Source organism: Paenibacillus wynnii, assembly GCF_030812855.1.
Lineage (GTDB): Bacteria > Bacillota > Bacilli > Paenibacillales > Paenibacillaceae > Paenibacillus_AQ > Paenibacillus_AQ wynnii_A.
This window is the reverse complement of record NZ_JAUSTK010000005.1, coordinates 210,853-223,459: the sequence shown is the minus strand read 5'-3', so window position 1 is coordinate 223,459 and position 12,607 is coordinate 210,853. Positions and strand designations below refer to the sequence as shown.

The window sequence follows — 12,607 nt, the reverse complement described above, 5'->3', positions numbered from 1 at the left end:
AAAGGCAGCATAATTAATTATATTTCGCATCCTTGATCCAACTTTCTTTAAATATGTTCAGGCAATTTCACATAACGTTGTTGTATTCCCGACGCCGAGAACCTTAAGGGAACTTGATCGCCCTTGCGAAGCTGGGCGATCATAACCGGCTGCCGCTTGCGGCAGTTAGGTTCGCAGGTGTGTCGCCTGAATCCTCTTCCCCGAAATACATCTTTAGCGACCAAGGGCCGTTAGGCCCGCGGCGGGAATGCGGTGTTATCCGAAGGAACCGGCTTCTTTGAAATACAAAAATAATTGACCTTAATATTCCTTATCTCATTCTCTCTTAAATTATTTCTCACCAATCATAAAAAACTGTTTGATTTGTTGATTCTCCGTACTAAAAGGTCGCCCATCATAATCTAGAAACCGAATATTCTTAAATCCCGCAGCCTCCAAAACTTGTACACTACAATGATTATTTACGTTTTTGGCATCAAGTCCTGTCTTATGTATCATCGTATCATTTGGTATATCAAATATGATTTCTTCATGTTCTGATGCACATGTTATTTTATTGTATTCGTGTCTTATTAGGTGATAAATTCCGTCCTTGTATGTCCAAGTACGACAATCATTGTGTCTAGTATCGGTATGATATTTATAGTAATTGTCATTCCACATTTCATAAATAAATACACCATTTTGTTTTAGTGCTTTAAATATTCGATGGACAGAGATTCCAGTTAGTTCTACCGGATCGGTCCAAATTGCAATATCAAATTCATTCTCGAAATTCAACTCATTAAAATCACATACTAAATAACGTGCTTTCTCAAAATCTATATAGTAGTCTCTAGAGTATTCAATGAACGTTTTAGAAATATCTATGCCAGTAACCTCATATCCTGATTTCAACCATACCTGATGATATCTAGATATTCCACAGGCAATATCAACAATTGTATTTGCATTACTTGGAAATAATTTTTGGAGTTTCTTCGCCATAACGATTTGGGTTTCTAGATCATCAAATCCCCAACTAATATATTGAGTATCATAGTCTTCTTCCCCATAGCGGTTGTATTTTTCCTCAATAATTTTCAACTTAATTCCCCCTTAATAGAATAAGTAACTACTTCTTTTTTTTCGGTTCTTTCGGATAACGTTGTCGTATTCCCGAACCCGTAGGGTTGTCTGCTTGTCTCCACTTCCTTGACCTAGCATCATGGCAGACCAAGGAGCGTAAGCGACGCAGCGGGAATATTGTGTTATGTGAAGTCATTGTCTTCTTTGATTACACTCAATTACTCAATTAATATTTATATAGCTTTATCGATCCCTTACTTCTTTATCATTCATCTAATATTTTTTCTCTAATCCATTCCTCTTTTTCATCCTTTCTAAAGGCGATCCAGCCAAGTGGCAAATTCGCTAGTTCCATAATACTTGGGTCGATCTTTGTAGCCTCTTTCAATGAAATGATTCTCGCATCTTCTTCTTTTGTTTGTTCACCAGTGTGAAATTGCCAGGCTCCATCTTCTTCATCATGACTTACGTATCTTATAGGTTTTACTCGTTCTAGGATTTCCTTCGTTGTAAATACAGCTAGATTTTCCGGATCTTCGAATAACCAGCTTTTCTTCACCGTCATCTCCTCCTGTATTTATATAGGTTTTGAATTTTTTATGATTTCACATAACGTCTTTTTTACGAACTTCGTAAAAGCTTTCTTCACCGGTGGTATTTGTGTACTTCGTAAATACTCGTCATATCGCTTTTTTGTGTACTTTTTCTTTGGTATCTCTGTCGTTACTCTCCAATTTGGTCACGAGGACTCTTAATTCGTCGAACATCGGTTACACTTACATGTGTATACAGCTCAGTTGTACGGGGGTTTTTATGGCCTAGTAGCTCTTGGATAAACCTCAATTCCTCCCTATTATAGTTTTTCATATTATTACGGATTCACGATTATTATGCCTTTGTCACCAACCGGATTTGCATTATCATTCTGATCCATTTCCATATATTCATAGGATATCCATTCAAAATTCCTTAAGCCGATTAATTCCGCAACTCGATATGCAGGATTAAGTTCAAATAATTCTTCTATATCACTTATCTTAAAGTATTTTAAGATTTCAAAAGCTGTTATATCGTTCTCTCTATCAGGATTACTATTCATAATTTCAATAATTTTACTCTTGTTAATCTCTTGATAATTATTTTCCACTTCCTCTTCCCAGGTACATTCATAATGAAACGTTCGATTTGTGCGCTCAAAAACACTAAGCGACCAGCCATGATCTTCAGCATAAATATAGTGAAGCAATAAACCGGAATTTTGAGTGATCAATTTATTATTTAACTCGAAGATTTCCCCTTCAGGTAGTAGGGTCACCCAGTTATTAGTTTCTGGATATACAAAACCTCCGATACCCGCATTTTGAAGTAAACTTATTCCTTCTTGTTGGTTATTGGATAGCAGGTGATAGCTTTCGCTGAATTCACTCATGTTTTTATCTCCTTCATTTTTAATTTTTTAACTCACACTTCACTCATATTTAGTAGTTTATTAAGTTCTCGCTTGGTAACTGGATGATATGTAAGAACGCGACCGTTTAAAATCACATTAAACACCCCAAAAGCAGAGGGAGCACTTTGTGCTTGTTTACAGTCCGTCAAATCGATAACTTGTGATCGCATAGCCCTTTCTTCTGCCACTTCAAGAATCATCTTCACAGCATCCTCAATATAGGGGCATTGGTCAGATTTTAAAATGGTTATACCCTCAATATATTCACTAGCCCGCTCATCCCAACCCACATTAAATCTAGGTATGGGTTCCTCATCGAATCTCTTAACGATTAATTCAAAGCAAGGTGGTGCTTGATCTACAGATTCAAAACCAAACTGCATAAAAAATGATTTATCCGCTAACCACGTTTCCGAACTAGTAATCATAGCCACTCCAGATTTCCCTTGTAATCTTGCATCATTTATACAGGCTTCAAGCAATATAGACCCGTAACCCTTACCCTTTCCTCTACCCACAATCCAAAGGCAATGAATGATCATGTAATTATTCCCGCTTATTCCTCTCCAGGCTACTTCGCTTGGCATATATTCTATAAATCCTTTGGGTTGTCCATCCTCTTCTATTATCTTTAATTTCAAATCTTCTTGAAATCTCTGTTTTAGCCATGCAAGTTTGTTTTGATACCCTTTTGATTTAGGTTTACTTCTCATACAGAAAAATCCTTTTTCATCCACATTTCCGTTATTGACATCGATAATTTCGAACATCTCAAGCCTCCTGTGGTCGATGTTAAGTCCTCCATTTTCTACTCAAAGAATGCTTCTGGATATCGGAATCCCCTAACTAAAACTTCATATGGTTTATCCTTATGTATTGTTGAGAAAAATAGTATTACGAACACTCTCAGTATACCAGTCGTTCTATATTTTGGAAATTAAATAAGGGAGATTGCAAAGTCTAATTAGACTTCGTAATCTCCCGCTGCTCTCGGAATTTTATTATTTGAATCTCTCATTCCAGCTTCATTAAAAACCCCGTTTTCAGATCTTTCATAAACCCTGCCCTCTCATAAAACCGAAGTACTTCTTCACGTTTAGAGCTCGTCATTAACATAACTTTGTAGCAATTATGTTGCTGAGCGACCTCTATAGCCTTTTGTAAAACCGCCTTTCCAAGCCCTTCTCTCCTGTAATCTTTATGCGATACTACATTCTCAATCAGGCCATAAGGTCTAGCATTTCTAGACAAATTCTTCAAAATATTAAGTACACACGAGGAAAGTAGTTCGCCATTTCGTTCAATAACAATGACCTTCATATATTTATCGTCAAGCATCTCATACCAAAGCCTTAGTAAGTCCTCATTAATTTCTAAATCAGGATAATCCAATATTTGGAATTCTCATAGTGTACATAATGTCGGATTTTCTACGATAGACCTTCAGATATAATAATTTCTGTCGTTTCAAATGCCTTTATCTTTGCCCGCCCACCAATTGGAAATGTAATTAAAGGGGATGTATGTCCAAAATCCACATCGGCAATCACAGGAATCCCAGCTAACTCCTTTTTGGTTTTAATGATTTTTGTCAGTAAATCCCTGGTCATCTTTGATGCTTTTTGAAATCTGCCTATAACGATACCATTTACTTTATGAAAATCCGATTGATGAATTAATGATTGCAAATCTCGTTCAAAGGTAGCAGGAGAGGATTCGTAATCATCTTCTAAAAATAGTATGGAGTTAGCCAGGCTAGGCATGTACTCGGTACCCTGCAGCAGGTTTAACGTACACAAATTGCCGCCAATTATCGTCCCCATCGCTTCCCCGTTGTTTATGGTGTATGGGCCTTCATTTTTTTCGTAGGTACGATTCTCCTGATCCAAGAACCACAGATCATCGCTCCACTGCTCGGAATGACCAATTGTAAAATCTTTTTCCTCAATCATTAATTTTTGAAAATATTCCAATGTATAATCATTTCCATAACGCATGGCGAAGGTTGAAAAATGGGGTCCGGAGTATGTAATTAATCCTGTTTTTGCGTAAATAGCATTGCTTAACGCTGTTATATCCGAGTATCCGCATAGACGCTTTGGATTGCTCTTGATGATCGAATAATCAATCTCTCTAAGTAACTGATTACAATTGAATCCTCCTATGGATGTTAATATACCCTTGACCAACGGATCCAGAAAAGCAGCGTGTAAATCCTCTATTCTGGACTCTATCGCCGATGAATCGAAATCATCTCTTTCATTTGCGTGTTTTGAAAAGGTAACCTCAAACCCGAATTTGTTAAGCTGCCTTACGGCCTGTTCTATATTCTCTGCTGCTACAATCGATAAACTCTCTGAAGGTGAAATCACCCGAATTTCGTCCCTGGGCTTTAACTTTTCTGCTCTCATAGGACACATCCTTTTTTTATGATCTTTTGATTAGATCCTCCCCGGATTGTGAAAAATATTAATCTAGAACCTTAAAGGAAGGGATAATTCCATGCATAAAATTCTCAGCCTCATCCTGGTTATGGGTGTTTCGCTGTTCAACCCTTTAAATACACATACATTCGCTCAAGAGAAGCCTCCTAAGGCCACCTCTGTTCTCAATCAATTAGAGAAAGATAGCCATGGAACTATGAATGTAAAATGGAACCCGAACGTTAATACTCCCTCATTGATCACCGGGAAATTATCATTGCCATCCAAACATTCACCGGAATGGATAGCACGAGGGTTTCTGAACAAATTAAGAACATTGTACGGTCTTCAAAATCTAAGTCGCGATCTAAAGGCGGTCAAAGTCGAGAAGAAAACAAATGTAATCAGGGTTCATTTTCAGCATCTGCTGTTCCAGATACCCGTCTGGAAGGACCAGTTAATCGTTGAAATGAGTAGTGATGGTGTTATACGAAAGGTCGAAGGCACCATACATCCGAATTTGGAACGTCAGCTCTTTCATCGGCCCATGCATGCAGCCATTTCAGAAAAACAAGCGATTAGAAGGGCCAAGGGATTAATTCCGAGGGAACTCGCAAAAGAACCCGAAGTGGAAAGCTATTACCTGCCTACACGTCCGGGAACTCCTCTCGTTTATGCCGTAAAGCTACAGTACGTCACACCTGACAAAACCACATTAACCCTTATCCACTCCCTCACTGGACGAATCATTGAAATTCAAGTACTCTGACTCGCAAAAAACAGTGCGTGCCGATGTTTACGTCGGCACGCACTTATGTTTAGATTAACTCCACACTGCACTTTCTACAAGGCGGTATTTCATTAACGCCAGGATAAAATCTACATAATAATCTTTGCGAACAATAACACGGAAGCGGTGATTCTCATAGGCATAAAATAATACGTCCGTATACACTCTATCTTCCTCAAAGAACTTTTGAATTTTCTTCATTCCCGCCCATTTATCTTCTGCCAAAACCCGAATTTCAAATTCAACATCCGTTTCCATCACCGTTTCTGAGATCTCAATAACATCCTTGTTAATTTGATAGGTTAGTTCCATATTAATCCTACGCCTCCTTTAATTCCTACATTAAGTATCTAAAGTATACGTAAAAACTCGAGATAACAATAGATAAAATCATTAGTGGAAAACCGTATTTCAGGTATTTCATGAACTTAATGGGATGCCCCTCTTTACCTGCCATGCCAGCAACAATAAGATTGGCGCTTGCCCCAATTAGAGATCCATTCCCCCCCAGACAGGCTCCTAAAGCCAGGCTCCACCACAGAGGCTCCAGATTACTAACACCCATATTGCCCATTTCTTGAATCATAGGGATCATTGTTGCAACAAATGGGATATTATCCAGGAAGGCTGATGCTATGGCACTGAGCCATAAAATTAGCAAGGAGGTCGCAACTGGGTCGCCGTTAGTTAATTCGATGGCTTGTGCAGCTAGTTTGGCGATTACACCTGTTTCTACGAGACCTGAAACCAGAACGAACAGTCCTACGAAGAAAAATATGGTAGTCCATTCTACTTTAGTGAATGCTGTTTCCATCATATGCTCACCCGTAAGCAGAAGCAGTATAAAAGCCCCGGCTAATGCCACTGTAGCTGATTCCAAGTGTAAAGACTGATGAAGGAAAAAACCAAGAATGGTAAGACCTAATACAGCTAGACATTTACGAAGTAATTTTGAATCCGCTATCAGCTCTTTTTCATCCATATCCATAATACTCTTGGTTAACGCTGGCGTTGTTTGTATTTGTTTGCGAAACAAGAGGATGAAGATAGGGACATAGACTATTAATACAATTACCGCGATGGGTGCTAAGTTGCTGATGAAGGACATAAAGGTTAATTCCTTAACTGCACTACCAATCATAATGTTTGGCGGATCACCAATTAGTGTAGCTGTACCTCCGACATTTGAGGCAATAATTTGTGTTAATAAAAATGGAATTGGCGGCACGCGCAGTTGACGTGTGATACTAAAGGTAACAGGTACCATAAGGAGCACTGTTGTCACGTTGTCCAGAAACGCCGAAGCAACAGCTGTAATCAGCGCCAAGGCTATAAGGATGCTTACTGGATTCCCTTTAGACTTTTTGGCGGCCCAGATGGCAATAAATTTAAACAGTCCCGTATCGGCGGTTATGCTTACAATAATCATCATCCCGATTAGTAGACCAAGTGTATTGAAATCAATATGATGCAGTGCCGTTTCCTGATCAACAATTCCTAACCCAACCATAAGTAATCCGCCGATCATGGCTACGATGGTCCGATGTATCTTTTCAGAAATAATTAGTGCGTAAATAACTAGAAAAATTCCTATTGCCCAGATTGCTTGCTGTTCCATGATGTTTTAATTCCTCCACTTTCCAAAAGATAATTTTGTATAGCTGAAAATAAAAAGAAGAAGCCCTTGGTGACAGGCTCCTCCGTTTTTGTATACCCTTATGAAATTAAGCAGTTCGCTTCGTAATAATTGAGTTAAGAATACAATGACACCCATTGGAAAGTCAAGATTAAGTACGGAGGATTTCCATTGCCCTCTTCATCTTCTTAATGTATTCCGGATCATTACTGGAGCACATATATTCTACCCTTGAAGAGCTATTTGTATGAATGTGATCCGTGCTTTGCAATAATTGGGATAATCTATTTACGGTACCGGCATTTCCATCAACAACTTGAATATGCTCAGGCAGCATCTCTTTCAAGATGTCGGTGTAGAAAGGAAAATGTGTGCAACCAAGTACAATCGTGCCGTAGTTCTCTAGGTCAAAGGTTGCCAGTTTTGTTGTAAAAAAATCCTGAATATTATTCCTGTCGAAGTTAAGTGCTTCGCAGTGCTCTACAAGCTCAGGTAAAGGCATCGAATCTACGATGCACTGTTCATCTACACGCGAGACCAGATTTGTATATTTGGATTGCTTTAAAGTCAGTTCGGTGGCAAAGACCAGCACTCTTTTACCGGTTGTACGGTTCATTTCCACAGCAGGTTTAACCGCAGGCTCCATCCCGATAATAGGAATACTATAGGAGTTTCTCAGTTCTGATATGGCTGAACTAGTTGCTGTATTACATGCGATGACCAGTGCTTTAACCTGCTCATTCATTATTCTGTCTACAGATTGTTTAACACATGCATTAACTTCTTCCATGGATTTCGTTCCGTACGGAACATGTAGGGTATCTGCGAAATACAAATAGTTTTCGTCAGGCAGTTGCTTTAATGCCTCATTTAAAACGGTGATCCCACCGATCCCTGAATCCAAAAACGCGATCCTCATGTCTCACACTCCTATAAAAAAACCAGCACATACATACACTATGCCGGAAGTTGAAGCTATGGTAAATGGTCATATTACTTATTAAATGGGTTTAGATGCGGTTTCCGCTCTTACCGGAATTGCTGCCTTTTGTTGATTCCGATCCCTTTGCCCCAGGTCCAGCAGGCACACCCTTTTTGACCTTAATAGGCTTAGCCGTTTTATTCCAACGGGTCCAGCCTTTGCTGCCTGTACCGCGTCCTGTGCCGCCACCCTTGCTTTTTGCACTCATATATCGATCTCTCCTTCAATATTCAGCATTCGTGTATTTCATCCATATATCTATCTTACCATTTTATTCAGCAGAATATTAAGAATAACACAAACCAACCGTCAGGCACACCTTTAAAGTGTTTATTCTTTGATGAAGTTTATTTGAACCAGCCCTTCTCTTTAAAACGGGTAATAGCTTCAATCCGGTTGCCTACACCAAGCTTATCCAAAATCACAGAGATATAATTACGTACGGTTCCTGTTGTAATGTACAGTTGACTGGCGATTTCCTTCGTATTTTTGCCGTCGGCTATTAGTCCGAGAACTTCTTTCTCCCGCTGTGTGAGCGGATTAGATTCTCCGCCGCCATAAGCCTCATCCATAAGCTCGGGGGCATATATCCGACGCCCGGTCATTACGTTGCGGATAGCAAGCGCCAACTCCTCGCTCGGGCTATCTTTCAGCAGATAAGCATTAACCCCAGCTTTTACTGCACGTTCGAAGTAACCTGCCCGGGCAAAAGTAGTGAGAATCATCACTTTACAGCCTGACCCCTTAATCGCCTCTGCGGCTTCAAGACCGCTCATAGCCGGCATCTCAATGTCCATGATACATACATCCGGTTTATGGATCTGCACCAGCATTACGGCTTCTTCCCCGTTGCTTGCCCTGCCTACCACCTTCATATCCTCTTCTAAATCAAGCAGCGAGGCCAATGCCCCCAGCAGCATTCGCTGATCCTCGGCAATCACAATTTTTATCATACATTAGCCTCCTGTCCGGGCTGTTGAAATACATTGGGCACTTTAATGACAAGGGTCGTCCCCTGATCACTAACGATATCCATACAGCCGTTTACAAATTCTAGTCTCTCTCTCATTCCTTGCAATCCATGTCCTTTAAAATATACATTACTAACTGCAATTCCTGCTCCATTATCCTTCACCTTAATCGTAAGGTCCGTACGGGACGGCTCAATAATGATTTGACACTCCTTGGCTTTACTGTGCTTTACCACATTGGTAACGGCTTCTTTAATACACATGCTTAAGACATTCTCAGTAATAAGTGACGTATTGGTCAGCTTCGGGTTACCTTCTAATATGAATTCAATTTCAGCTGCCTCTAAAAGCTGTCGTATCCGCAGAAGCTCATCCTCCAACCGAATACCGCGCATCTGCGTAACCATCTCACGTACCTCTTTCAAGGCACTTCTTGCCGTCTGGCGTACATCATTAATCTCAGAAATCGCTTGCGTCGGATTTTTGGTAATCAGCTTGCCGGCCAAATCGCTTTTCAGCCCAATGAGTGAGAGCTTCTGACCCAACGTATCATGCAGATCACGGGCAATCCGCTGACGCTCTTCTTGCTTGACCAACTCCGAAATACGCTTATTTGCATTCTCCAGCTGACCTTGCAGCTTATCCTGATTGTTGCGGTTATAGGTAGTCACTGGAAGCAGAACAACAGCAATCATACTCACAAGAACGAAGGGCAGCTGGGTAATGAACACTGGGTTTCGCGAAAGTAATCCATAGTTTATCGTAACGATAGTCGTCACCAAATGTATTGAATATAGGGTAAAGAAACCAATACGATTCTGTATGTTACCAATAAAAAAAGCCAGGAAAAGTGCAAAGTAAACATATCCGAACAACAGTGTCATCGCGATGGAGACCACAATCTGTACACTTGTCCAGAAATAAACGACCCAGCCTTTGGATATAAAAGAAAGCACATAACATACGAAAAAAACAGCAATCATGATAATTCCGGATACTACTTCATACGTGGAGGAGGACCGAAAAATAAAGTAAAAAGGCAAAATGTAAAAAACAGCCCAGACATAAGGACTTAGACCCGTACTTTTGTGAAAGATATGATGCCACTTCTGCATGTCCGCCATCCTTTTTCCATGGATTGATACCCTTATTTTAGCATAAACCCGACCACATCCGGTAAACCACATTAAAAAGAGAAGAAGATCAAAACCGGTAAGCATTGCTCGGCTTTGATCTCCCTATAAATTACTGCTTATGGTCTGCACTGATTTATGCTATTCATTTTGTAATCTGCGCTGCTTAATGATTAGAGCTTCAGCCGCGGGTTCCGGATTGCGAAGTCTTGATTTTAGCTGTTTGAAGTTGATAAAAGCTTTATTCTCCTCATCCCATAAGCGGTAGTGCAGCGCCTTAAGGCTTGTTTTGATGGTGATGGTCGTTGCCTTTTGCAGCGGCGGTGTAGCGTTATGTGCTTTTTCCAAATTATAATTAGGTACTTTTGGACTCAAATGATGAACATGGTGGAATCCGATATTACCCGTGATCCACTGGAGCAGCTTAGGCAGTTTATAGTAGGAGCTTCCTTCTACAGCCGCTTGGACATAACTCCAATCCTCTTCCTTCTCGAAGAAGGTGTCCTCGAACTGGTGCTGAACATAGAACAACCAAATCCCGAGAAAACCGGATACAAATATAATAGGGAGCTGAACCAGAAGAAAAGACTGCCAGCCGATAGCCCATGTAAGTAATCCGTACACAGCAGCAATGGAGAAGTTAGTCAGATAGGTGTTCATCCGTTCCTTACGTTTAGCGCCTTTGGCATTAAACCGGTATTGAACCACAAAGACTGCAATCGGTCCGATCCCGAAAATCACCAACGGATGACGGTAGAACCTGTAATATAGTTGCTTCCAAGCACTTGAGGCCTCATATTCCTCAACGGTCATAATCCAGATATCACCGATTCCTCTTTTGTCGAGGTTGCTGCTGCCGGCATGATGAATGGAATGGCTATGCTTCCACTGCCGATAAGGAACTAGGGAAATGACACCCGTAATGGTGCCGATAATATCGTTGGCCTTACGACTTTTAAAGAACGATCCATGACAGCAATCATGGCAAATAATAAACGTTCGGATCACAAACCCGGCTGTCGGAACCGCCAACAGAAGCGTAAGCCAGTAGGAAACAGACAGGCTGAGATAAGTTGCGTACCACAAGAACACAAGCGGCACCAAGGTATTCACAAGCTGTCTTATGCTCGCTTTTCGATCATATTTTTCGTAAGGGGCAACACTCTTTTTTAGGTTGGTGAGCTGTTTGGTGTGATCTTTGTTCATTGTAAGGGTTCCTCCTTGATGTTTCTGGGAAAGAAAATCTACATGTATCTATATTTAATTATAGATATTGTATCCCCTGTTTGTTAGACATAAACATCAAGTGGAGAGTATGACATTTGTCATACTCAAGAGCAAAATTAATGGTTTGCAAGGTTTTAATTGACGTTTAGAGAAAATTAATTATATAGACTGAACTTTTGATTTACAGGTGAATTCAAAGCCCATCATTAACTTCCAACAGGTTCGTATTGATGCTTCTCATCAACGTAGTAACGTTAATTCGGATACAAGGCGCTTGCTACCGCTCCTATGGTTTTCATATTACCTTTCGTTCCTTCTCGCTCTTTGAATTTTTTTTCTTCAGCTTATTCAGCTTATTTAGAAGGAATTTTTCCTACTAATTTAAAGATTCAAACCCTTTGGTTTTATTTAGAGGGAATCTTCCCCTCTAATATCAGGTTTTAGTACAATATAGATAATTTTGTTGAATTTATAGGGATTTTTTCCCTCTATATGTTGATTAAACGGTTTTATTTATGATTTACAGGGAAGCTTTCCCTCTAAACTTTATTTATGACGGTTGTCCTACATGAACACCTAATTATTTTCGTATGGCTGCTCTCGGCTCGAAGTCTAAACATTCGCCGTTGTTATTACACACTCCCAAAGAGAAATCTTAAGTACAATCTATGTATATAGACTGAACTAAATAACAACCTCGGGGTGGTAGTAACGAAAGGTGATTTTGGAACTGGAAGAGCGTCAGCGACCGCCCGAAAGCTTTCCGTAGGAAAGCTCGCATCGTAAGCATAAGCTGTCTCTGGATTTCATCCGCGGACAGCGGTACAAATCAAAGAAATCGGGAGACGACAACAGCGGCTGGAAATCCAAACATTCACTGTAGTAACTACCACACTCCCAACAAGTAAGTCTTTAGTACAATCTATA

General features: G+C 40.1%; 14 protein-coding genes. 1 reads left to right on the top strand and 13 read right to left on the bottom strand.

Going from position 1 to position 12,607, the window contains the following annotated elements; genetic code table 11:
* Positions 1-330 precede the first annotated feature (330 nt).
* The 6 genes from J2T20_RS07735 to J2T20_RS07710 form a co-directional block, all read right to left on the bottom strand.
* The gene (locus tag J2T20_RS07735; RefSeq protein WP_307587136.1) at positions 331-1,086 is read right to left on the bottom strand and encodes a class I SAM-dependent methyltransferase; all 756 of its coding nucleotides are present in this window, start codon (positions 1,084-1,086) and stop codon (positions 331-333) included.
* A gap of 247 nt (positions 1,087-1,333) precedes the next feature.
* On the bottom strand, positions 1,334-1,627 hold the full coding sequence (locus J2T20_RS07730; protein ID WP_307587134.1) for an immunity protein Imm33 domain-containing protein: 294 nt from the start codon (positions 1,625-1,627) through the stop codon (positions 1,334-1,336).
* 312 nt (positions 1,628-1,939) lie between these two features.
* A complete protein-coding gene (locus J2T20_RS07725) occupies positions 1,940-2,497 on the bottom strand; it encodes a hypothetical protein (RefSeq protein WP_307587132.1) in 558 nt (185 codons plus the stop codon).
* A gap of 32 nt (positions 2,498-2,529) precedes the next feature.
* The gene (locus tag J2T20_RS07720; RefSeq protein ID WP_307587130.1) at positions 2,530-3,288 is read right to left on the bottom strand and encodes a GNAT family N-acetyltransferase; all 759 of its coding nucleotides are present in this window, start codon (positions 3,286-3,288) and stop codon (positions 2,530-2,532) included.
* A gap of 244 nt (positions 3,289-3,532) precedes the next feature.
* Positions 3,533-3,910, bottom strand: a complete 378-nt coding sequence (locus J2T20_RS07715) for a GNAT family N-acetyltransferase (protein ID WP_307587129.1) — start codon at positions 3,908-3,910, stop codon at positions 3,533-3,535.
* 38 nt (positions 3,911-3,948) lie between these two features.
* Positions 3,949-4,929 (bottom strand): S66 family peptidase, encoded by a 981-nt coding sequence (locus tag J2T20_RS07710; protein ID WP_307587128.1) that lies wholly within the window; start codon positions 4,927-4,929, stop codon positions 3,949-3,951.
* A 91-nt stretch (positions 4,930-5,020) separates the two neighbouring features.
* Between J2T20_RS07710 and J2T20_RS07705 the strand changes: the two genes are divergently transcribed.
* A complete protein-coding gene (locus J2T20_RS07705; protein WP_307587126.1) occupies positions 5,021-5,710 on the top strand; it encodes a hypothetical protein in 690 nt (229 codons plus the stop codon).
* A gap of 54 nt (positions 5,711-5,764) precedes the next feature.
* On the opposite strand, the gene J2T20_RS07700 is transcribed toward J2T20_RS07705, so the two are convergent.
* From J2T20_RS07700 to J2T20_RS07670, 7 genes are all read right to left on the bottom strand, one after another.
* Positions 5,765-6,043 carry a hypothetical protein gene (locus tag J2T20_RS07700; protein ID WP_307587124.1) on the bottom strand — a complete coding sequence of 93 codons (279 nt, stop codon included), beginning with the start codon at positions 6,041-6,043 and terminating at the stop codon, positions 5,765-5,767.
* 25 nt (positions 6,044-6,068) lie between these two features.
* Complete coding sequence (locus tag J2T20_RS07695; RefSeq protein WP_307587122.1) at positions 6,069-7,349, bottom strand: ArsB/NhaD family transporter; 1,281 nt, start codon at positions 7,347-7,349, stop codon at positions 6,069-6,071.
* A 169-nt stretch (positions 7,350-7,518) separates the two neighbouring features.
* Entirely contained in the window at positions 7,519-8,286 is a 768-nt protein-coding gene (gene murI / locus J2T20_RS07690) for a glutamate racemase (RefSeq protein WP_307587120.1), read from the bottom strand.
* Positions 8,287-8,377: 91 nt separating this feature from the next.
* Complete coding sequence (locus J2T20_RS07685; RefSeq protein ID WP_307587118.1) at positions 8,378-8,557, bottom strand: DUF3934 family protein; 180 nt, start codon at positions 8,555-8,557, stop codon at positions 8,378-8,380.
* 139 nt (positions 8,558-8,696) lie between these two features.
* The gene (locus tag J2T20_RS07680; RefSeq protein WP_307587116.1) at positions 8,697-9,302 is read right to left on the bottom strand and encodes a response regulator transcription factor; all 606 of its coding nucleotides are present in this window, start codon (positions 9,300-9,302) and stop codon (positions 8,697-8,699) included.
* Entirely contained in the window at positions 9,299-10,435 is a 1,137-nt protein-coding gene (locus J2T20_RS07675) for a sensor histidine kinase (protein ID WP_307587114.1), read from the bottom strand. The genes J2T20_RS07680 and J2T20_RS07675 overlap by 4 nt, the downstream gene beginning before the upstream one ends.
* A 159-nt stretch (positions 10,436-10,594) precedes the next feature.
* Entirely contained in the window at positions 10,595-11,659 is a 1,065-nt protein-coding gene (locus tag J2T20_RS07670) for a fatty acid desaturase (RefSeq protein ID WP_307587112.1), read from the bottom strand.
* Between the last annotated feature and the right edge of the window lie 948 nt (positions 11,660-12,607).

Excerpts from the sequence above, each read along its gene's own strand:
- J2T20_RS07710 (WP_307587128.1), bottom strand. The coding sequence starts at position 4,929 with ATGAGAGCAGAAAAGTTAAAGCCCAGGGACGAAATTCGGGTGATTTCA.
- J2T20_RS07700 (WP_307587124.1), bottom strand. The coding sequence starts at position 6,043 with ATGGAACTAACCTATCAAATTAACAAGGATGTTATTGAGATCTCAGAA.
- murI (WP_307587120.1), bottom strand. The coding sequence starts at position 8,286 with ATGAGGATCGCGTTTTTGGATTCAGGGATCGGTGGGATCACCGTTTTA.
- J2T20_RS07675 (WP_307587114.1), bottom strand. The coding sequence starts at position 10,435 with ATGCAGAAGTGGCATCATATCTTTCACAAAAGTACGGGTCTAAGTCCT.
- J2T20_RS07670 (WP_307587112.1), bottom strand. The coding sequence starts at position 11,659 with ATGAACAAAGATCACACCAAACAGCTCACCAACCTAAAAAAGAGTGTT.
- J2T20_RS07725 (WP_307587132.1), bottom strand. The coding sequence starts at position 2,497 with ATGAGTGAATTCAGCGAAAGCTATCACCTGCTATCCAATAACCAACAA.
- J2T20_RS07695 (WP_307587122.1), bottom strand. The coding sequence starts at position 7,349 with ATGGAACAGCAAGCAATCTGGGCAATAGGAATTTTTCTAGTTATTTAC.
- J2T20_RS07685 (WP_307587118.1), bottom strand. The coding sequence starts at position 8,557 with ATGAGTGCAAAAAGCAAGGGTGGCGGCACAGGACGCGGTACAGGCAGC.
- J2T20_RS07680 (WP_307587116.1), bottom strand. The coding sequence starts at position 9,302 with ATGATAAAAATTGTGATTGCCGAGGATCAGCGAATGCTGCTGGGGGCA.
- J2T20_RS07705 (WP_307587126.1), top strand. The coding sequence starts at position 5,021 with ATGCATAAAATTCTCAGCCTCATCCTGGTTATGGGTGTTTCGCTGTTC.
- J2T20_RS07720 (WP_307587130.1), bottom strand. The coding sequence starts at position 3,288 with ATGTTCGAAATTATCGATGTCAATAACGGAAATGTGGATGAAAAAGGA.